At 70.8% G+C, this 21,143-nt stretch carries 10 protein-coding genes and 1 pseudogene; 8 read left to right on the top strand and 3 right to left on the bottom strand.

What is annotated here, in order from left to right:
* Positions 1-194: 194 nt before the first annotated feature.
* Positions 195-13,235 carry an SdrD B-like domain-containing protein gene (locus J5Y10_RS07275; protein WP_209372200.1) on the top strand — a complete coding sequence of 4,347 codons (13,041 nt, stop codon included), beginning with the start codon at positions 195-197 and terminating at the stop codon, positions 13,233-13,235.
* 69 nt (positions 13,236-13,304) lie between these two features.
* On the opposite strand, the gene J5Y10_RS07280 is transcribed toward J5Y10_RS07275, so the two are convergent.
* The 3 genes from J5Y10_RS07280 to J5Y10_RS07290 are packed head-to-tail and all read right to left on the bottom strand — an operon-like array spanning position 13,305 to position 15,918.
* Positions 13,305-14,165 (bottom strand): alpha/beta fold hydrolase, encoded by an 861-nt coding sequence (locus tag J5Y10_RS07280; protein ID WP_209372202.1) that lies wholly within the window; start codon positions 14,163-14,165, stop codon positions 13,305-13,307.
* Positions 14,166-14,179: 14 nt separating this feature from the next.
* Positions 14,180-15,139, bottom strand: coding sequence for a tripartite tricarboxylate transporter substrate binding protein (locus J5Y10_RS07285; RefSeq protein ID WP_209372203.1), 960 nt, complete (start codon positions 15,137-15,139; stop codon positions 14,180-14,182).
* Complete coding sequence (locus tag J5Y10_RS07290) at positions 15,139-15,918, bottom strand: alpha/beta fold hydrolase (protein WP_245214376.1); 780 nt, start codon at positions 15,916-15,918, stop codon at positions 15,139-15,141. The genes J5Y10_RS07285 and J5Y10_RS07290 overlap by 1 nt, the downstream gene beginning before the upstream one ends.
* A 312-nt stretch (positions 15,919-16,230) precedes the next feature.
* Between J5Y10_RS07290 and J5Y10_RS07295 the strand changes: the two genes are divergently transcribed.
* The 7 genes and pseudogenes from J5Y10_RS07295 to J5Y10_RS07325 all read left to right on the top strand — a co-directional run.
* The gene (locus tag J5Y10_RS07295; protein WP_209372207.1) at positions 16,231-17,160 is read left to right on the top strand and encodes a tripartite tricarboxylate transporter substrate-binding protein; all 930 of its coding nucleotides are present in this window, start codon (positions 16,231-16,233) and stop codon (positions 17,158-17,160) included.
* Positions 17,161-17,168: 8 nt separating this feature from the next.
* Complete coding sequence (locus J5Y10_RS07300; RefSeq protein ID WP_209372209.1) at positions 17,169-17,894, top strand: dioxygenase family protein; 726 nt, start codon at positions 17,169-17,171, stop codon at positions 17,892-17,894.
* 4 nt (positions 17,895-17,898) lie between these two features.
* Entirely contained in the window at positions 17,899-18,501 is a 603-nt protein-coding gene (gene pcaG, locus J5Y10_RS07305; RefSeq protein WP_209372211.1) for a protocatechuate 3,4-dioxygenase subunit alpha, read from the top strand.
* A gap of 32 nt (positions 18,502-18,533) precedes the next feature.
* On the top strand, positions 18,534-19,403 hold the full coding sequence (locus J5Y10_RS07310; protein WP_209372214.1) for a fumarate hydratase: 870 nt from the start codon (positions 18,534-18,536) through the stop codon (positions 19,401-19,403).
* Positions 19,404-19,412: 9 nt separating this feature from the next.
* On the top strand, positions 19,413-20,051 hold the full coding sequence (locus J5Y10_RS07315) for a fumarate hydratase C-terminal domain-containing protein (protein WP_209372216.1): 639 nt from the start codon (positions 19,413-19,415) through the stop codon (positions 20,049-20,051).
* Entirely contained in the window at positions 20,048-20,962 is a 915-nt protein-coding gene (locus tag J5Y10_RS07320; protein ID WP_209372218.1) for an NAD(P)-dependent oxidoreductase, read from the top strand. The genes J5Y10_RS07315 and J5Y10_RS07320 overlap by 4 nt, the downstream gene beginning before the upstream one ends.
* Positions 20,949-21,143: pseudogene (locus tag J5Y10_RS07325) on the top strand (hypothetical protein); the annotation flags it as partial. The gene J5Y10_RS07320 and the pseudogene J5Y10_RS07325, both read left to right, overlap by 14 nt.

Here is a 21,143-nt window from a genome sequence, read left to right on the forward strand (position 1 = left end):
CCGGGGCCTGGTCGCACCTGAAACTGCGGCAGCAGTGCTGAGCGGCACAGCGGGCCGGAGCGCGGATCCCCGCGCCGCCTGAGATGCTTGGCCTGACGGGCCATCCCCTTCCAGTTCGCTTCCGGGCCCAGACCCCTCCCCGCCCGAAAGCTGTCCAGCGAAACGCCATACCCAATCCGGAGCTGTGAAAAACCATGGCCGTTACCGTCGATACCGCCCTCGGATCCGTCCCCGGCAATAGCAACGTCACGCTGCTCACGCTCGGCACGTCGACGATCACGGGCGAGGTGACTGACAACACCCTCCGCTTCGGGGCAGGCAACACCATCACCTTCGCCGGCACTTCCGGCGTGTACCACGGCACGCTGAGTGGGACGGCGGCCACGCCCTATGGCGAGGCCGGGAACTACTTCGCCGTGGGATCGACCAATCCCGCAACCATCAACTACTCCACCGTGCAGCGGTATTTCGGCCTGCAATGGGGCTCGGTGGATGCCGGCAATACGATCAGCTTCTACAACGGCAGCACGTTGGTCTACCAGATCACCGGCGCCCAGGTAGAGTCCGGCGCCAACGGCTCGCAGGGAGCCGACGGCACCATCTACGTCAACATCAACTTCACCTCGCCCACCTCCGGCTACAACCGGGTGGTGGTCACGTCGCCCTCCCCCGCCTTCGAGTTCGGCCGGGTCGCATCCTCCACCGTCAACATCCCCACCACGGCGGGACAGCTGGAATCGCCGACGGTGGTGACGGCGACGGACACGACCACGGGCAAGATCGTCGGCTTCGACAGCGCGCCCGCGAGCCTCTCGGGCACCGTTTTCCGCGATACGAACGCGGATGGCACCCAGGGGACCGCGGACAGCGGCGTGTCCGGCGTCACCGTCCGGCTCTACAATTCCGCCGGCACCCTCGTCAGCACGGACGTGACGGACGCGAACGGTCGCTACGACTTCGCCAACGTGGCGGCGGGCACCTACAGCGTGCGGGTCGCGGCGCCGAGCGGCAGCAGCTTCTCCCCGACGGCGACCGGCGCCTCCGGCAGCGGGGTGAACAGCTCCGGCAACGGCACGATCACGCTGGCGGCGGGCAGCAGCGGGTCCGTCAATGCCGGCGTTTATACGCCCGGGACGATCAGCGGCTTCGCCTTCACGGACACGAACGGCAACGGCACGCAGGACCTGCTTGAGCCCTCGCTCGGCGGGCAGACGGTGCAGCTGCTGAACAGCGCCGGCACGGTGGTGGCGACGACGAGCACCTCCATCCTCGGCGCCTATTCCTTCACGGGCGTGGTTCCCGGCACCTATACGGTGCAGTTCTCCTCGCCCGCCGGCACGGTGTTCACGGCCCAGGACCAGGGCACGAACGATGCGGTGGACAGCGATGTCGGCTCCACCGGCCGCACCGCCCCCATCACCCTCACTTCCGGCGGCAGCGTCACGAACGTCGCGGCGGGCAGCTTCGTGCCGGCCACCGTTTCCGGCGCCGTCTTCACCGACAGCAACGGGGACGGCATTCGCGCCACGGGCGATGCCGCCGTGGTGGGCGCGACCGTGCAGCTGGTGAACACCTCCGGCGCGGTGGTGGCGACGACCACCACCTCCTCCACCGGCGCCTATTCCTTCACCGGGGTCGCGCCCGGCACCTACCAGGTGCAGTTCGTCTCCCCGAGCGGCACCGTGTTCACCCTGCAGAACCAGGGGCTGAACACGGCGGTGGACAGCGATGCCGGCGCCAATGGCCGCACCGCGTCCTTCGTCCTCGTCGCCGGCGGCAGCGTCACCAACCTCTCGGCCGGCGTCTTCACGCCTGTCAGCGTTTCCGGCACCGCCTTCGTGGACGCGAACGCGGACGGCATCCAGGGCACGGGCGAGGCCGGGATCGCCGGCCAGACCGTGACCCTGCTGAACGCCCTGGGCCTGCCGGTGGCGACCACCACCACCGGCGCCAACGGCGCCTATTCCTTCACGGGCCTGCAGCCCGGGACCTATCAGGTGCAGTTCCCCGTCCTGACGGGGGCGGTGTTCAGCCCGCAGGACCAGGGCACCAACGACGCCGTGGACAGCGACGCGAACGCGCTGGGCCGCACGGCCACGATCACCCTCGCCTCCGGCGCATCCGCCACCAACGTCTCCGCCGGCTCCTATGTCCCGGCGACGGTCAGCGGCGTCGGCTTCGTGGACGTCAACGGGGACGGCGTCCAGGGCACGGGGGAGCTGGGTGTCGTCGGCCAGGCCGTACAGCTGCTGAACAGCGCGGGCAATGTGGTGGCCACCACCGTTACCGGCGTGGGCGGCGCCTATTCCTTCGTCGGCGTCACGCCCGGCACCTACCAGGTGCAGTTCCTGCTGCCCGGCGGATCGGCCTTCACGGGGCAGGACCAGGGCACGAACGACGCGGTGGACAGCGACGTGAACGCCGCGGGCCGCACCGCCGCCATCAGCCTCACCTCCGGCAGCAACGTGGCGAATGTCTCGGCCGGCAGCTTCGTGCCGGGGACGATCGCCGGCAGCGTGTTCAACGACGTGAACGGCAACGGCATCCGCAACCCGCTCGCGCCCGTGGTGGCGGGGGCGACGGTGCAGCTGCTCAACAGCGCGGGCGCGGTGGTGGCGACCACGACCACCTCTGCCCTGGGCAACTACGCCTTCACCAACGTGGCGCCCGGCACCTACCAGGTGCAGTTCGTGGCGCCGAGCGGCACGATTTTCACGCAGCAGAACCAGGGCCTGGACCTGGCGCTGGACAGCGACGCCAACCCGACGACCGGGCGGACGGGGAGCATCACCATCCTCTCCGGCGGCAGCAACCTGACCACTTCGGCGGGCGTCTTCACCCCGATCTCGGTCGCTGGCAACTTCTTCACGGACGTGAACGGGGACGGGATCCAGGGCACGGGCGAGACGGGCATCGCGGGCCAGAGCGTGCAGCTGCTGAACGCGCTCGGCGCGGTGGTGGCGACCACCACCACCGGGGCGAACGGTGCCTATTCTTTCACCAACATCGTCCCCGGCACCTACCAAGTGCAGTTCACGGCGCCCAACGGCGCGGTGTTCACAGCCCAGAACCAGGGCAGCAACACGGCGGTGGACAGCGACGTCAACGCCTCGGGCCGCACGGGCCTCTTCACCCTCACCTCCGGCCAGTCGGCGCCGAACATCTCCGCGGGCGCCTATGTCCCGGCCACGATCGGCGGGGTGGGCTTCCTCGACAACAACGGCGACGGCATCCAGACCGCGGGCGAAGGCGGCGTGGCCGGCCAGACTGTCCAGCTGCTGAACAGCGCCGGCGCGGTCGTGGCCACCACCACCACCTCCAGCACCGGCGCCTACTCCTTCACCGGCATCGTCCCCGGCACCTATCAGGTCCAGTTCACCGCCCAGTCCGGCACGGTCTTCACGACGCAGGACCGCGGCACGAACGACGCGGTGGACAGTGACGTGAGCGTCACCACCGGGCGCACCCCGAACATCACGGTCGGCTCCGGCCAGGTCGTCTCCAACGTTTCTGCCGGCAGCTTCACCCCCGTGTCCATCGGCGGCGTCGTCTTCGGAGACACCGATGCCGACGGCATCCGCACCAGTGGCGAGGCGGGGGTCACCGGCGTCACCGTGCGCCTGCTGGACGCGGACGGCGCGGTGGTGGCCACCACCACCACCGGCACGGGCGGTGCCTACAACTTCACCGGGGTGGCGCCCGGCCAGTACCAGGTCCAGTTCGTCGCGCCCAATGGCACCGTCTTCTCCCCACAGGACCAGGGGACGAGCGAGAACTTTGACAGCGACGCGAACCCCAGCACCGGCACGACCGCCCTCATCTCCCTCGCATCCGGGCGCACGCAGCCCAATGTAGGGGCCGGCATCTTCACCCCGGCCTCCACTGGCACGGGCAACATCTTCTTCCTGGACGCCAATGGGAACGGCGTGCGCGACGCGGGCGAGGCCGGGATCACGGGCGCGACCGTGCAGCTGCTGAACAGCGCCGGCACCGCCGTGGCGACGACCACCACGGATAGCAACGGCACCTATAGCTTCACGGGCGTGACCCCCGGCACCTACCAGGTGCAGTTCACGGCGCCCAACGGCGCCGTGTTCACCGCGCAGGACCAGGGCACCAACGAAGCGGTGGACAGCGACGTCAACGGCGCCGGGCGCACGGCCAGCATCGCCGTCTCGTCCGGCGGCACGATCTCCAACGTCGGGGCGGGCGCCTACGTGCCGGTCAGCGTCAGTGGGCGCGTCTTCACCGACACGAACGGGGACGGGATCCAGGGATCCGGCGAGGCGGGGGCCACCGGCCAGACCGTGCAGCTGCTGAACGCGGCCGGCGCGGTGGTGGCCACGACCACCACGGGCAGCGGCGGCGCCTATTCCTTCACGGGGCTGACGCCCGGCCAGTATCAGGTGCAGTTCGCCGCCCCGTCCGGCAGCGCCTTTACGCTGGCGAATCAGGGCAGCAACTCCGCGGCCGACAGCGACGCGAACCCGGCAACGGGCCGGTCCGCACTGCTCACCCTCGCCTCCGGCCAGACCGCGACCAATGTCTCGGCCGGCACCTATGTCCCGGTCAGCGTCAGCGGCACGGCCTTTACCGACACCAACGGCGACGGCGTGCAGGGCACGGGCGAGACCGGGGCCTCCGGCCAGACGGTGCAGCTGCTGAACACCGCCGGCGCGGTGGTGGCCACGACCACCACGGGCAGCGGCGGGGCCTATTCCTTCACCGGCCTGCCGCCCGGCACCTACCAGGTGCAGTTCGCGGCGCCGGCCGGCGCGGTGTTCACCGCGCAGGACCAGGGCGGCAACGATGCGGTGGACAGCGACGTCGCGCCGACCACCGGCCGCACGGCGCCGATCACCCTCGCCTCCGGCCAGGCAGCGACCAATGTCTCCGCGGGCAGCTACACGACGGTCAGCCTCGGCGGCGTCGTCTTCGCCGATGCCAATGGCGACGGCGTGCAGGGCACGGGCGAGGCGGGCGTGGCCGGCCAGACCGTGCAGCTGCTCAACAGCGCGGGGGCGGTAGTCGCGACGACTACGACCTCGGCCACGGGGGCCTACTCCTTCACGGGCGTGGCGCCCGGCACCTATCAGGTCGGCTTCGTCACCGCGGGCGGCACGGTGTTCACCGCCCAGGACCAGGGCAACAACGACGCTGTGGACAGCGACGCCAACCCGGCGACGGGGCGGACGGCGGCGATCATCCTGCCCTCCGGCGGGGGTGCCACGAACATCTCCGCGGGCATCTTCACGCCGACGACGGTGAGCGGCAGCGCCTTTGTGGACGCGAATGGCGATGGCGTGCTGAACGGCGGCGAGGCGGGCGCGGCAGGCGTGGCCGTGCAGCTTCTGGCGAGTGACGGGACGGTGGTCGCGACGACCACGACCTCGAGCACGGGGGCCTACTCCTTCACCGGCGTCGCGCCCGGCACCTACCAGGTGCAGTTCACCGGGCCGAACGGCACCGTCTTCACCGCCCAGGACCAGGGCGCGAACGACGCCATCGACAGCGACGTCAACGCGACCGGGCGGACGGGCTCCATCGTCGTCGGCTCGGGCCAGGCGGTCGCCAACGTGTCGGCGGGCTTCTTCACCCCGACCTCCGTCTCCGGCACCTTCTTCACCGACACCAACGGCGACGGCATCCAGGGCACGGGCGAGGCGGGCGTTGCCGGGCAGACCGTGCAGCTGCTGAACGCGGCCGGCGCCGTGGTGGCCACCACCTCCACGGGTGCGGGCGGGGCCTACTCCTTCGCCAACGTCACCCCGGGCACCTACCAGGTCCAGTTCGCCGCGGCCGCCGGCACCGTGTTCACCGCCCAGGACCAGGGCGGCAACGATGCCGTCGACAGCGACGCGGGGGCGAATGGCCGGACGGCTGCCTTCACCCTCGCCTCCGGCGGAAGCGCGGCCAATGTCTCGGCGGGGACTTTCACGCCCGTGACGGTCTCCGGCAACGTCTTCACGGACGCGAACGGAGACGGCATCCGCAATGCCGGTGAGGCCGGGGTGTCCGGCACCACCGTGCAGCTGGCGAACAGCGCCGGCGCCGTGGTCGCCACCACCGCCACCTCGAACACCGGCGCCTACTCCTTCACCGGGGTTGTGCCCGGCAGCTACCAGGTGCAGTTCGTCGGGCCGAGTGGAACGGTCTTCACCAACCGGGACGTCGGCACCGACGACACGGTGGACAGCGACGCGGGCTCCAGCGGGCGCACCCCCGCCTTCACCCTTGCTTCGGGTGAGAGCGCGACGAACATCTCCGCGGGCATCTTCACGCCGACGACGGTGAGCGGCAGCGCCTTTGTGGACGCGAATGGCGATGGCGTGCTGAACGGCGGCGAGGCGGGCGCGGCAGGCGTGGCCGTGCAGCTGCTGGCGAGCGACGGGACGGTGGTCGCGACGACCACGACCTCGAGCACGGGAGCTTACTCCTTCACCGGCGTCGCGCCCGGCACCTACCAGGTGCAGTTCACCGGGCCGAACGGCACCGTCTTCACCGCCCAGGACCAGGGCGCGAACGACGCCATCGACAGCGACGTCAACGCGACCGGGCGGACGGGCTCCATCGTCGTCGGCTCGGGCCAGGCGGTCGCCAACGTGTCGGCGGGCTTCTTCACCCCGACCTCCGTCTCCGGCACCTTCTTCACCGACACCAACGGCGACGGCATCCAGGGCACGGGCGAGGCGGGCGTTGCCGGGCAGACCGTGCAGCTGCTGAACGCGGCCGGCGCCGTGGTGGCCACCACCTCCACGGGTGCGGGCGGGGCCTACTCCTTCGCCAACGTCACCCCGGGCACCTACCAGGTCCAGTTCGCCGCGGCCGCCGGCACCGTGTTCACCGCCCAGGACCAGGGCGGCAACGATGCCGTCGACAGCGACGCGGGGGCGAATGGCCGGACGGCTGCCTTCACCCTCGCCTCCGGCGGAAGTGCGGCCAATGTCTCGGCGGGCACATTCACGCCCGTGACGGTCTCCGGCAACGTCTTCACGGACGCGAACGGAGACGGCATCCGCAATGCCGGTGAGGCCGGGGTGTCCGGCACCACCGTGCAGCTGCTGAACGGCGCGGGGGCGGTGGTCGCGACCACCACTACGGGTGCGGGCGGGGCCTATTCCTTCACCGGGGTCGCACCTGACACCTACCAGGTGCAGTTCGTCGGGCCGGCGGGAACCGTCTTCACCACCCAGGACGTGGGCGGCGACGATACGGTGGACAGCGACGCGGAGGCGAATGGGCGCAGCGATACCTTCACTCTCGCCTCGGGCGGCAGCATCGGGAATGTCTCCGCCGGCGTCTTCACGCCCGTCACCGTCTCCGGCAGCTTCTTCACGGACACCAACGGCGACGGCATCCGCGGCACGAACGAGGCGGGGATCGTCGGCCAGACCGTGCAGCTGCTGAACGGCGCCGGGGCCGTGGTGGCCACCACCACCACCGGCACGGGCGGCGCCTATTCCTTCGCCGGCGTGGCGCCCGGCACCTACCAGGTGCAGTTCACCGGGCCGAACGGGTCCGTCTTCACCGCCCAGGACCGGGGCAGTGACGATACGGTGGACAGCGACGTCGGGGCCAATGGGCGCAGCGCCGCCTTCACCCTGGCCTCCGGCGGCAGCTCCGCCAGCCTTTCCGCCGGCGCCTTCGTTCCCGCCAACATCAACGGGGCGAACGACTTTGTCTTCGCGGATAATAACCGCAACGGCATCCGTGACGCCGGGGAGACGGGGCTGGCGGGCATTACCGTCCAGCTGCTGAACCTCGACGGCACCGTGGCGGCGACGACCACGACCACGGCCACGGGCGGCTACTCTTTCACCGGGCTGACGCCGGGGCAGTACCAGCTGCAGTTCGTGGCGCCCAACGGCGCGACCTTCAGCCCGCGCAACATCGGGCCCGACGACACGATCGACAGCGACGTGACCCCGAGCAGCGGGCGCTCCACGATCATCACCCTCAATTCCGGAGGCACGCTCGACAACTACGCGGCCGGGCTCTTCGTGCCGGCCTCCATCACCGGGGCGAACGACTTCGTCTTCCTGGATAACAACAACAACGGCGTCCGCGACGCCGGGGAAGGCGGGCTGGCCGGGGTCACGGTGCAGCTGCTGAACCCTGACGGCACCGTGGCGGGCACGACCACCACGCGGGCGGACGGGACCTATTCCTTCACGGGGGTCGCGCCGGGCCAGTACCAGGTGCAGTTCGTCGCGCCCGACGGCGCCACCTTCAGCCCGCGCAACATCGGCGACGACGATACGGTCGACAGCGACGTGACGCCGACGACCGGGCGCTCCACCCTCTTCACCCTCTCCCCGGGTGGAACGCTGAACGACCTCGCGGCCGGGCTTTTCCTGCCCGGCGGCTTCGGCGGGGCGGGCGATGCGGTGTTCGCGGACAACAACCGGAACGGCATCCGCGATGCCGGTGAAGGCGGGCTGGCCGGGATCACGGTGCAGCTTCTGAACCCGGACGGCACCGTGGCGGCGACCACCACCACGGGGGCGGATGGCACCTACAGCTTCCCAGGCGTCGCGCCGGGGCAGTACCAGGTGCAGTTCGTCGCGCCGACGGGGGCGACCTTCAGCCCGGCCGATGCTGGCACGGACGACACGATCGACAGCGACGCGGCCCCGGGCACCGGGCGCACGGCGACGGTCACGGTCAGCCCCGGCGGCACGGTCAACAACGTCGCCGCGGGTCTTTTCGTGCCGGCGAGCGTGAGCGGAGCGGGCGATATCGTCTTCGCCGATAACAACCGGAACGGCATCCGCGACGTCGGCGAGACGGGGCTGGCGGGCATCACCGTCCAGCTGCTGAACGCCGACGGCACCGTGGCGGCGACGACCACCACGGGGGCGAACGGGACCTACTCCTTCGCGGGGGTGACCCCGGGGCAGTACCAGCTCCAGTTCGTGGCGCCCAATGGCGCGACCTTCAGCCCCGACAATGTGGGGGTGGACGACACGGTGGACAGCGACGTCGCTCCGGCCACCGGGCGCTCGGCGCTGGTCGACATCGGGCCGGGGGGCACCCTCGACAACCTTGCGGCGGGGCTCTTCGTGCCGGCCAGCTTTGCCGGCCGGGGCGACGTGGTCTTCGCGGACAACAACCGCAACGGCATCCGCGATGCCGGCGAGGGTGGCGTGGCCGGGGTCACGGTGCAGCTGCTGAACCCGGACGGGACGGTGGCGGCCACGACGACCACCACGAGCACTGGCGCCTACTCCTTCACGGGGGTCGCGCCGGGAACCTACCAGGTGCAGTTCGTGGCGCCGAACGGCGCGACGTTCAGCCCGGCCGATGTCGGCACGGACGACACGATCGACAGCGACGCGGCCCCGGGAACCGGACGCTCCCCGCTCGTGACGGTCGGCCCTGGCGGGACGGTCAACAACGTCGCGGCGGGCCTCTTCGTGCCGGCCACGGTCAGCGGGCCGAACGACTTCGTCTTCGCGGACAACAATCGGAACGGCATCCGCGACCCCGGGGAGACGGGGCTGGCCGGGATCACCGTGCAGTTGCTGAACCCCGACGGGACGGTGGCGGCCACCACGACGACGGGGGCGGACGGGACCTATTCCTTCGCCGGGGTGACGCCGGGGCAGTACCAGGTCCAGTTCGTGGCCCCCAACGGTGCCACCTTCAGCCCGCGCAACATTGGGGCCGACGACACGATCGACAGCGACGTGTCGCCGGCCAACGGGCGCACCCCTCTCCTCACCCTCGCGCCGGGCAGCACGCTCGATAACCTGGCGGCGGGCCTCTTCGTGCCGGGGAGCGTTGGCGGGACGGGCGATATCGTCTTTGCCGACAACAACCGGAACGGCATCCGCGATGCCGGGGAGACGGGGCTGGCCGGGATCACCGTCCAGCTGCTGAACCCGGACGGGACGGTGGCGGCCACGACGACGACGCGGGCGGACGGGACCTACTCCTTCGCCGGGGTGACGCCGGGGCAGTACCAGGTGCAGTTCGTGGCGCCGACCGGGGCGACGTTCAGCCCGACCGACGTCGGCACGGATGACACGATCGACAGCGACGCGGCCCAGGGCACCGGGCGCACGGGGCTCGTCACGGTCGGGCCGGGCGGGACGATCGACAACCTCGCGGCGGGCCTCTTCGTGCCCGGCAGCTTCGCCGGGTCCGGCGACGTGGTCTTCGCGGACAACAACCGCAACGGCATCCGTGATGCCGGCGAAGGTGGTCTGGCCGGGGTCACGGTGCGGCTGCTGAACGCGGATGGCTCGATCGCGGCCACCACGACCACGGCGGCGAACGGGACCTACTCCTTCGCCGGCGTCGCGCCGGGGCAGTACCAGGTGCAGTTCGTGGCACCGAACGGCGCGACGTTCAGCCCGGCCGACGCCGGCAACGACGACGCGATCGACAGCGACGCGGCCCCGGGCACCGGGATCTCCCCGCTCGTTACGGTCGGGCCTGGCGGGAGCGTCAACAACGTCGCGGCGGGCCTCTTCCTGCCGGCCGCGATCAGCGGGGTGAGCGACTTCGTCTTCTCGGACAACAACCGCAACGGCATCCGCGACGCCGGGGAGACCGGGCTGGCGGGCATCACCGTCCAGCTGCTGAACCCGGACGGGACGGTGGCGGCCACCACCACCACCACGCGGACCGGCGCCTATTCATTCACCGGCGTCGCACCGGGCCAGTACCAGGTGCAGTTCGTGGCGCCTTCGGGCGCTACCTTCAGCCCACGGAACGCCGGCACGGACGACACGATCGACAGCGACGTGACCCCGAGCACCGGGCGCACCCCGCTGCTGACCCTCGCGCCGGGCAGCACGCTCGATAACCTTGCGGCGGGCATCTTCGTACCGGCTTCCATCACCGGGGCGAACGACTTCGTCTTCGCGGACAATAACCGGAACGGCATCCGCGACGCCGGGGAGACGGGGCTGGCCGGGATCACCGTCCAGCTGCTGAACCCCGACGGGACGGTGGCGGCTACGACGACGACCGGGGCGAACGGGAACTACAGCTTCACCGGCGTCGCGGCGGGGCAGTACCAGGTGCATTTCGTGGCCCCGACCGGGGCGACCTTCAGCCCGCGGAACATCGGGCCCGACGACACGATCGACAGCGACGTGTCGCCGAGCAGCGGGAGCACCCCGTTGCTCACCCTCACGCCGGGGGCCACGATCGACAATCTCGCGGCGGGCCTCTTCGTACCCGGCAGCTTCGCCGGGTCGGGCGACGTGGTCTTCGCGGACAACAACCGCAACGGCATCCGCGACGCCGGGGAAGCGGGGCTGGCGGGGATCACCGTCAACCTGCTGAACCCGGACGGGACGGTGGCCGCCACGACCACGACGAACGCCGGCGGTACCTATGCCTTCGCCGGCGTCACGCCCGGGCAGTACCAGGTGGAGTTCGTGGCCCCGACGGGCGCGGTCTTCAGCCCGACCGATGCCGGCACGAACGACGCGGTCGACAGCGATGCGGACCAGGGCACCGGGCTCACGGGGCTGATCACCGTCGGGCCGGGCGGGATCGTCAACAACGTCGCGGCGGGTGTCTTCGTGCCGGCCACGATCAGCGGGGCCAACGACTTCGCCTTCGCCGACAACAATCGCAACGGCATCCGCGACATGGGGGAGGATGGGCTGGCCGGGATTACCGTCCAATTGCTGAACCCGGACGGCACCGTGGCGGCCACGACGACAACGAGGGCGGACGGCACCTACAGCTTCGGGGACATCTCTGCCGGCCGCTACCAGGTGCAGTTCGTGGCGCCCGCGGGCTACGCTTTCAGCCCGCGCAACATCGGCACCGACGACACGATCGACAGCGACGTCACCCCGAGCAACGGGCGCACGCCTCTTCTCACCCTCGCGCCCGGGTCGAACCTCGATGACGTGGCGGCGGGGCTCTACCAGATCACCACCCAGGTGGGCGGCAACGTCTACATCGATGCCAACGGGAACGGCATCCACGATGCCGGCGAGGCGGGCCTGGCCGGGGTGGAGGTGCGGCTGCTCGACGCCAACGGCGCGGTGCTCGGGCCGGTGACGACGACGGACGAGGGCGGGAACTACTACTTCACCGACCTTGCCGCCGGCAGTTACAAGGTGCAGTTCGCGCCGCTGGTCGGGACGGCCTTTACCCTGCAGGACCAGGCCGGGTCGGAGTTCCTGGACAGCGACGCATCCCAGCTGAACGGGGTGTCCAGCCTGGTGGTCACCCTCGGCGCCAACGCCTCCGACCTCCGCAGCACGGCGGGGCTGGTGCTCGCGCTGGATCCGCTGACCGGGCTGGTGCCGACCACCTCGCTTACCGACGGGTCGGACGGGTTCCCCGGCACGGCCGCGTCGGATCACATCCTGGGCGGGGCCGGCAATGACTCGATCAACGGCCTGGACAGCAACGATGCCCTTTACGGCGAAGATGGCGAGGACTCGCTCAACGGACACCTGGGCGACGACTTCCTGAGCGGCGGCAACGGCAACGACAACGTGCAGGGCCAGCAGGGCAACGACACCATCCTCGGCGGCGCCGGCGACGACATCGGCGAGGGCGGCGACGACAACGACCTGCTGGAGTCCGGCGCCGGAAACGACAACATGCAGGGCGAGGGAGGGAACGACACGCTCTACGGCGGCAGCGGCAACGACATCCTGACGGGCAACGAGGGCAACGACATCGTGGTCGGCGGCACCGGCAACGACTCGCTGCAGGGTGCCTCCGGCGACGACATCGTCATCGGCGGCCAGGATGACGGGCGCATGAGCCTGAACGCTGCGGGCCGCGTGACCGGCATCGTCTTCGGCGACGTGATCGAGGGCAATGCCGGGGCGGACAAGTTCGTCTGGCAGGCCGGGGACGGCGTGGACTTCATGCTGGACTTCAACCCGGCCGAGGGGGACACGCTGACCATCTACGGGTACACGCGGTTCCAGGCGGTGGAGCGGACGGACCAGGGCCAGATCGCGCTGTACCTGGACGACAACTCCGGCTTCATCCTGAACAACGGGGTGTTCCAGGGATCCACCCCCAACGACGTGCTGCCGGGCATCCGCTTCGTCGCCTCGACCGCGGACGCGCCGGGCTCGATCGTCGGCGGGGACGCGGTGGTGCCGGTGCTCGCGCAGAACTGGTTCGCGCGCTTCACCGGCGGGACGGAGGTTCCGGTCTCGCAGGGGTTCCAGGATCCCGGCCAGCCGGCGACGGTCACCTTCCAGACCATCACGGACCATCACGGGATCGCCTTCACCTGACGATCCCGCCCTGGCGGCGTGACGAGGGGAGCCGGACCGAGTGTCCGGCTCCCCTTTCTTTTTGCTGGGCTACGCCTCCGGAACGGCCTTCGCCGTAGGATCGTCCGGCGACGCGAACTCGATCCGGGGGACCTTCTCCGCGAGGAAGGCTTCCACGGCCGCGTTGAAGGGACCGGGTGCCTCGATGCACGGCAGGTGGCCGGCGGCGGAGATCTCGACGAAGCGGGCATCCGGGATGGAGGTGGCCATGGCGCGCATCGTCGCGGGCATGGCGCCGTCCGTCTCCCCCGCGATCAGCAGGACGGGCTGGCGCAGGGCGGGCAGTTCCGCGCGGAGGTCGTAGGATTGCAGGGCGCGGGCGCAGGCGACGAAGCCGGGCTCGGCGGTCGTCGCGATCATGCGCCGCACGCGCGGGATGGCCGGATGGGCCGCGCTGACGGAGGCGGGGGAGAACCAGCGCTTCACCGTGGCGTCGGCGAAGGCCTCCATGCCCTTCTCGCGCGCGAGGTCGATCCGGTCCTGCCAGGCCTGGGCCCCGCCGGGCGCGGTGGCGGCCTGCCCGTCAGAGGCGACCACGGCCGAGACGAGATCGGGGCGGCGCGCCGCGAGGAGGAGGGCGGTGGCCGCGCCCATGGAGACACCCGCGACGACGGCGCCGCGGATGCCGAAATGGTCCATCAGGGCGGCGGCGTCATTCGCCAGAACCTCGAAATTCGCGGGTTCGGCCGGGACTTCCGTGCCGCCATGGCCGCGCTGGTCGTAGCGCAGGGTGCGGTAGCGGCCGGCGAAGGCGGCGACCTGCGCGTCCCAGACGGAGAGGTCCGTCACGAGGGAGTTGCTGAACACCAGCCACGGCGCGCCCTCGGGCCCGTCGATGCGGCAGTGGAAGAGGAGGACGTTCGCCCGGACCGTCTGCGTCTCGTCGCTCAACACGCTCTCTCCGTTCAGTCCAGTGTCATGCCCGTCTCGCGCACGAAGGCGGCGAAGCGGGTGGTCTCATCCGCCATGTAGCGGGCGAACTCCCCCGGTGTTGAGGGTGCGGGTTCCAGCCCGTTCTCCTCGCACCAGCGCCGCACCGCCGGATCGGCCAGCACGGTGCGGATGTCGCGGTTCATGCGGTCGCGGATCGCATCGGGCAGGCCGGCGGGCGTCAGCAGGCCGAGCCAGGTGAGGAAGACGTAGCCGGGCAGGCCCGCCTCGGCCAGCGTCGGCACCTCCGGCAGCAGGGCGGCGCGGCTGCGGCCGGTGACGGCCAGGGCGCGCACGGCGCCCGCGCGGATGTTCGGCGCGGCGGTGATCAGCGTATCGAACATGCCCTGGATCTTGCCGCCGAGCAGGTCGGTGTTGGATTGCGCGGCGCCGCGATAGGGCACGTGCAGGATGTCCACCCCCGCCATCGCCTTGTACATCTCGAGCGAGCGGTGCGAGGCGCCGCCATTCCCGGAGGAGCCGAAGGCGAGCTTTCCCGGGTTGGCCTTCGCGTAGGCGGTGAGTTCGGCCAGGCTCCGGGCTGGGACGGAGGGATGGACCGTGAGGGCGAGCGGGGATTCGATCAGCAGGGAGACCGGGGTGAAGTCCGCCACCGGATCGTATTCCAGCTTCCGGTAGAGGCTGACATTCATCGCATGGGTGCCGGCGAAGCCCATGTAGAGGGTGTTGCCGTCCGGGGCCGCGTGCGCGGCGATTGCGGCCGCAATGTTCCCGCCGGCACCGGGGCGATTGTCCACCACCACAGCGCGTTCCCAGAGGGCCCCCAGCCCCTCCGCCACCTTGCGTGCGACGAGGTCCGTGATGCCGCCGGGCGGATAGGGCACGATGAGGCGGATGCTGCGTCCCGGGAATTCCGCGCGGGCCGGGAGGGCGGGGAGCGCGAGGGCCGCGGCGAGCAGGGCGCGGCGGTGCATCAGGGGAGGCTCCGCGCGAAAGCGACCAGGGCTTCCGCCACGGCGGCGGGCTGTTCCGGCACCAGGGCGTGGCCGGCGCCTTCGACCACCACGCGCGTCACGTTCGGGCCGAGGCTGGCCTGCAGTTCCGCCAGGGAGGGCGGGGCGGCGATCGCGTCCTCGGCGGCGGCGACGTAGAGCAACGGGTGGCGCTCCGCCGCGCGCAGCCAGGCCTTGTCCGCGGTGGCGGCGGCCGCGGCGCGCTGGGCCATCGAGACCTCGGGGTGCCAGCCCGGGAGCCATACCGTCGCGTCGTTGCCGGGGGCGAAGTAGGCGCGGCGGAGGTGCGAGAGCCGCTCCTCGTCGGAGAGGGATAGAGTGAAGCTGGCGGTGATGGAGCGACGGATCTCCGGGTCAACCTCCGTGCCCGTCACGGCCGCGAGGAGGGCGACGGCGCGCACGAGATCCGGCCGGTCGTGCGAGAGGACGCGCGCCACCCAGTTCCCTGCGGCATGTCCCGCGACGATGGCGGGGCCGGCACCCTCCGCCTCAATCGCCGCGGCCACGTCGGCGGCCATGTCGTGCAGCGTGGCGCCGGGGCGCAGCGGGGCGGAACCGCCGATGCCGCGCGGCTCCGGCCGCAGCACGCTGAAGCCGGCGGCGGCGATGCGCGGGGCGAGGTCGTCGAAGTCCTCCTGGCCGCGCCCGAGGGAGGGGAGCAGCACGATCAGGGGGCCCCTTCCCTCCCGCATCAGGGCCAGCCGGCCGGAGGGGAGCTCCAGCGTTTCGTGTTCCGTCATTGCGGCAGGCATCCCCGGCTTCGCACCTATCAGCAGTGCCAGGGCCGCGACCGCCGATCGACGCCGCATCGCCTTCCCTCCCCCGCCTTGTTGCGGCGGACGGTGCCAGCGGGAGGGCTCGATGTCAAAAGGTCAGTCGATTGACACAAAGGGGCGGCTTTGGCAGGCTTGCCCCAATCGAGGGGATCGGGCTCAAGCTGGAATCCCCGACGCAGGGCCGGAACGGCCCGCGCGGAACGTCCGGAAGGTTGAACAGGAATGAGCATGCCGATTGGCCGCCGCGCGGCCTTTTTGGGGATGGGTGGCGCTGCGATGGCTGCCGCCGCGGGTTCTTCCTTTGCCCAGAATGCCCGCACCGGCCGCGCCATTGTCGGCTTCCCGCCCGGCGGTACGGCGGACAGCGTCACCCGCATGTATGTGGAGCGGCTGCGGGCGCTCGGCGCCGCGCAGATGGTGGTGGACAACCGGCCCGGCGCCGGCGGGCGGCTGGCGTTGGAGAACCTCAAGCCGCTGGCGCCGGATGGCACCGCCTTCGTCATCACTCCGGCTTCCATGCTGACGATCTACCCGCATCTTTATGCGCGCACGCTCCGCTACGATCCGCTGAAGGACTTCACGCCCGTCTCGCCGGTCTGTGTGTTTCCCTTCGGCCTGGCGGTGTCGTCGAAGCACCCGGCGAAGACGCTTCAGGAGTTCGTCGCCTGGGGGAAGACGCGGACCTCCGTGGACTGGGCCTCGCCCGTTCCCGGCTCCATGCCGCACTTCATCGGCACGGAGCTGGCGCGCATGGCCGGCCTGAACATGAGCCACATCCCCTACCGCGGCTCGGCGCCTGCCGCGGCCGACCTGCTGTCCGGCACCTTGCAGGCGGTGATCCTGCCGCTGGGTGAGATGACCGCCTTCCATCGCGCCGGTGAGATGCGCCTCCTCGCCATCTCCTCGCCGCAACGGCTGCCGAGGCTGCAGGAGGTGCCGACCTTCGCGGAGTCCGGCTTCCCTGAGCTGGTGCACGAGGAGTGGTACGGCGCGGTGCTGCCCGGCGGCGCCGCGCCCGCGACGGTCACCGCCCTGTACGATGCCATCGTGGCCGCCGCGGCCACGCCGGAGATCAAGGACGCGCTGACGCGGATCGACATCTCGCCGCTCACCGTGGAGCCCGGCGCCTTCCGCGAGCGCATCGCCCGGGAGACGGCGACCTGGGGTCCGATCGTCGCCGCATCCGGCTTCAAGCCGGACGAGTGAGGCCCGCCATGGACACCAACTTCCCCCCTCACCCGGTGCCCGACCGCTTCGATCCCTTTCCCCAGGGGATCGAGCCGGCGGTGCCGATCGAGGGTTATCCCAACACTTGGACGCATACCCCTGCCCAGCCGCTGATCCGCCGGCCGGTGACGCGCACCGAGGCGACCGGGCCGCTGGACCTGTGGCGCAAGCTTCCCTGCGAGGAGAGCAACCTGGCCGTGCTCGGGCCGGGACGGATCGCGCAGGGACAGCTGATGCACATGTCCGGGCGCATCCTGGACGAGGAGGGACGGCCGGTGCGCGGCGCGGTGGTGGAGCTGTGGCAAGCGAATGCCGCCGGGCGCTACTACCACCCGATCGACCAGCGCGATGCGCCGCTGGACCCGAACTTCGTCGGCAACGGGCGGGTGCGGACAGATGAGGAGGGGCGCTACGCCTTCTTCACGATCAAGCCCGGCGCCTACCCCGTGCCGGTGAAGGACACGTGGTGGCGGCCGCCGCATGTCCACTTCTCCGTGCTCGGGCCTTCCTCGCTCTCGCGGCTGGTGACGCAGATGTACTTCCCGGGCGACCCGATGAACGAGTGGGACCGCATCCTGCAATCCATCCCGGACGCCGCGGCCCGGCAGCGGCTGATCGCGCGCCAGACGCATCCGGCCGAGGTGGGGGATGGGTGGATCGCCTTCACCCATGACATCGTCCTGCGCGGCCGCTACGCGACGCCGGAGGCCTGAGCCGATGGACATGCTTTCCCCGAGTTCCCAGCACACGATCGGGCCCTTCTTCCCGCGCACCTTCTTCACGGATGGCGACAACGACCTGACGCGGCTGAACGCCGAGGCCCGGCCGACGACGCGGGGGGAGCCGATCCTGATCCAGGGGCGCGTGACGAAGGAGGGCGGGTTCCCCTGCATCAACATGATCCTGGAGGCCTGGCAGGCGGATGCGGCGGGGCGGTTCAACCACCCGGCCGATCCCGAGCAGCACCTGGCCGATCCGGACTTCCTGGGTTGGGGACGCGCCTGGACGGATGCGGAGGGGCATTACGAGTTCCGCACCCTCCTGCCCGGCGGGTATGATGACCCGGCGGGCCGGCGCGCGCCGCATGTGAACCTCACCGTCATGGGCGCGGGGCTGATGCGGCGGGTGCTGGCCACGCTGTTCTTCCCGGATTTCGAGGACGCCAATGCGGCGGACCCGATGCTGAACCTCGTGCCGGAAGCCCGCCGCGCTAAGATCGTGGCGGTGCCGGAAGGCGAGAGGGACGGGGTGCGCGTGTTCCGCTTCGACATCCACCTGCGCGGCGGCGTGGAAGAGGAAACGCCCTTCTTCGAGGATTGATCCATCCTCAAAGAAGGCGGTAGGGGAACGACGTGCCCATCACCTACGACATGATGAAGCGCACGACCGCGCAGCTCTACGAGTGGTCGCTGCGCAAGGTTCCCGACGACACGCTGGACGCGCTGCGGCGGGCGCGGGAAACCGAGACGAATGAGGTGGCCCGGAAGACGCTGGGCATCCTGCTGCGCAGCGCGGAGATGGCGGAGACGCAGGACCGGTTGGTCTGCTCCGATTCCGGTGTGCCGAATTACGTCATCTCCATCGGGACGGGCGTGCGGCTGGAGGGGGATATCAAGCGCGCCATCTCGGACGGCTTTGACGAGCTGGTGGCGACGACGAACCCGCCCCTGCTGAAGCACGTGACCAACCCGTTGACGAACGAGCGGAGCTATCGCGGCAAGGAGATGCCGCTGGTGACCTGGGACCTGGTGGACGGGGCGGCCTTCGTGGAGATCGTCTGCCAGCCCAAGGCGCTGGGTTCGGGGCGCTGGGCGGCGATGGAGATCTTCACCTTCCCGACGTTGGAGCAGATCGAGCGCTACGTGATGGAGTGCGTGCTGAAGGCCGGATCGCAGCACTGCCCGCCGGTGAGCATCGGCGTGGGCATCGGCGGCACCTTCGACTACTGCGCGAAGCTGGCGGCCCGCGCGACCCTGCGGCCTTATGGCACGATCAACCCGGAGCCGATCCTGGCGGCGATGGAGGAGCGGCTTCTCAAGGCCGTGAACGCCACGGGGTTCGGGCCGATGGGCACGGGCGGGGACACGACGGCGCTGGGCGTCCACGTGGATTACGCGGCCGGGCACGGCTTCACGCCCGTGGCCGTGGCCTTCAACTGCTGGATCAACCGCCGCACCCGCGCCCGCCTCTATGAGGACGGGCGGCTGGAGCGGATCGAGTAGGAGGCGGCCATGGAGGACGAGATCCGGCGGCTGCGGATGCCGCTCTCAGCGGAGGATGCGCTGTCGCTCCGTGCCGGGGACATGGTGCTGCTGGACGGGGAGGTCACGATCACCGCCGGCCTGCCGACGCATCACCGCATCGTGGAAGTGGCGGAGGGCAAGCGCGAGGCGCCGCGGGACCTGCGTGGCGGGAGCCTGTTCCATCTCGGCAGCTACTCGCGCGAGACGGAGGATGGCGGGTTCGAGGTGCTGTACATGAACCCGACCACCAGCACGCGCTTCAATCCGCTGATGCCCGGGCTGATCCGGCATTTCCGGCTGCTTGCGGTGGGCGGCAAGGGCGGGCTGGACGCTGCCTGTGTGGAGGCGCTGCGCGAGGTGGGCGGAGTGTACCTTTCCTTCGTCGGTGGCGGGGCGCCGCTTCTGTCGGACGCGATCCGGAAGGTGTTGGCGGTGGACTGGAACGACCTGGTTTCGCACTACCGGCTGGTGACGCTGGAGGTGGAGGGGCTGGGACCATTGACCGTCGGCATCGATGCGCACGGCAACAGCCTCTACGGGAGCCTGAGCGAGAGGGCAGAGGCGCGGATGCCGGAGATCATGGCCGGGCTCGCCCGTGCGCGTGCCGAGGCGGAGGGAACAGCATGAGCCACGAGACGGTGCTGGCCCTGGCCGCCCTGCCCCAGGACCTGCGCAATGCGCTCGCGGCGGAATACGCCGTGGTTGGCGCGGATGACGCGGCGGCGGGGGAGGCGCGCATCGCCGTGACCACGGGGATGGTGGGGGCGGATGCGGCGGCGATGGCGGCGCGGCCGGGGCTGCGGCTGATCGCTTCCATGGGCGTGGGCCTGGACAAGATCGACCTGAAGGCCGCCCGCGCCCGCGGCATCGCGGTGAGCCACACGCCGGACGAGCTGACGGAGGACGTGGCCGATTTCGCGATCGGGCTGATGTACAGCGCCGCGCGACGCATCGCGGACGCGGACCGCTTCGTGCGGGCCGGGCGCTGGATGCAGGGCCGGATGAGTCCGGGCATCAGCCTGCATCGCAAGCGGGCCGGGGTTGTCGGGCTGGGGCGGATCGGCGCCGCCATCGCCGGCCGGGCGGCCGGGATCGGGATGCAGGTGGGCTGGACCGGGCCGCGCCCGAAGCCGGAGGCGCCCTGGACGTATTACCCCGACGTGGCCGCCCTGGCGGAGTGGGCGGATGTGCTGATCTTGGCGACACCGGGCGGGGCGGAGACACGGCACATGGTGGATGCACGCGCCCTGGCCGCGCTGGGGCCGCGCGGCGTGCTGGTGAACATCGCGCGCGGTTCCGTGGTGGACGAGGCGGCGCTGCTGGCCGCGCTGGAGGGTGGCGGCATCGCGGCGGCCGGGCTGGACGTCTTCGCGAGCGAGCCGGCTCTCGATCCCCGCTTCCTGGCGTTGGAGAACGCGGTGCTGGCGCCGCACTACGCTTCACTGACGCATGAGACGCGGGCGGCGATCATCGCGCGGATGCTGCGGGACATCGCGGCCTTTCGCCGGGGCGAGGCCTTCTACGATGCCGCCGCCTGAGGCTTCGTTTCCCCGCGCGGGCGGGGATCTGCGGCAAGGCGGGACCGAAGCCCGCTCGGGCAGGCTGGACTTCAGTCGCAGCGCGGTGCCGCGCTACTTGCAGCTGGCGACGTTGTTTCGCCGGAGGATTGAGGGCGGGACCTGGAAGCTGGGGCAGCAGATCCCGACGGTGGACGACCTT

It is taken from the genome of Roseomonas indoligenes (assembly GCF_017813365.1).
Taxonomy (GTDB): Bacteria; Pseudomonadota; Alphaproteobacteria; order Acetobacterales; family Acetobacteraceae; genus Roseomonas; species Roseomonas indoligenes.

What these genes read in the sequence shown, in the direction of transcription:
- J5Y10_RS07275 (WP_209372200.1), top strand. Translation starts at nt 195, where the DNA reads ATGGCCGTTACCGTCGATACCGCCCTCGGATCCGTCCCCGGCAATAGC.
- J5Y10_RS07285 (WP_209372203.1), bottom strand. Translation starts at nt 15,139, where the DNA reads ATGCACCGCCGCGCCCTGCTCGCCGCGGCCCTCGCGCTCCCCGCCCTC.
- J5Y10_RS07290 (WP_245214376.1), bottom strand. Translation starts at nt 15,918, where the DNA reads ATGACGGAACACGAAACGCTGGAGCTCCCCTCCGGCCGGCTGGCCCTG.
- J5Y10_RS07295 (WP_209372207.1), top strand. Translation starts at nt 16,231, where the DNA reads ATGGCTGCCGCCGCGGGTTCTTCCTTTGCCCAGAATGCCCGCACCGGC.
- J5Y10_RS07300 (WP_209372209.1), top strand. Translation starts at nt 17,169, where the DNA reads ATGGACACCAACTTCCCCCCTCACCCGGTGCCCGACCGCTTCGATCCC.
- pcaG (WP_209372211.1), top strand. Translation starts at nt 17,899, where the DNA reads ATGGACATGCTTTCCCCGAGTTCCCAGCACACGATCGGGCCCTTCTTC.
- J5Y10_RS07315 (WP_209372216.1), top strand. Translation starts at nt 19,413, where the DNA reads ATGGAGGACGAGATCCGGCGGCTGCGGATGCCGCTCTCAGCGGAGGAT.
- J5Y10_RS07320 (WP_209372218.1), top strand. Translation starts at nt 20,048, where the DNA reads ATGAGCCACGAGACGGTGCTGGCCCTGGCCGCCCTGCCCCAGGACCTG.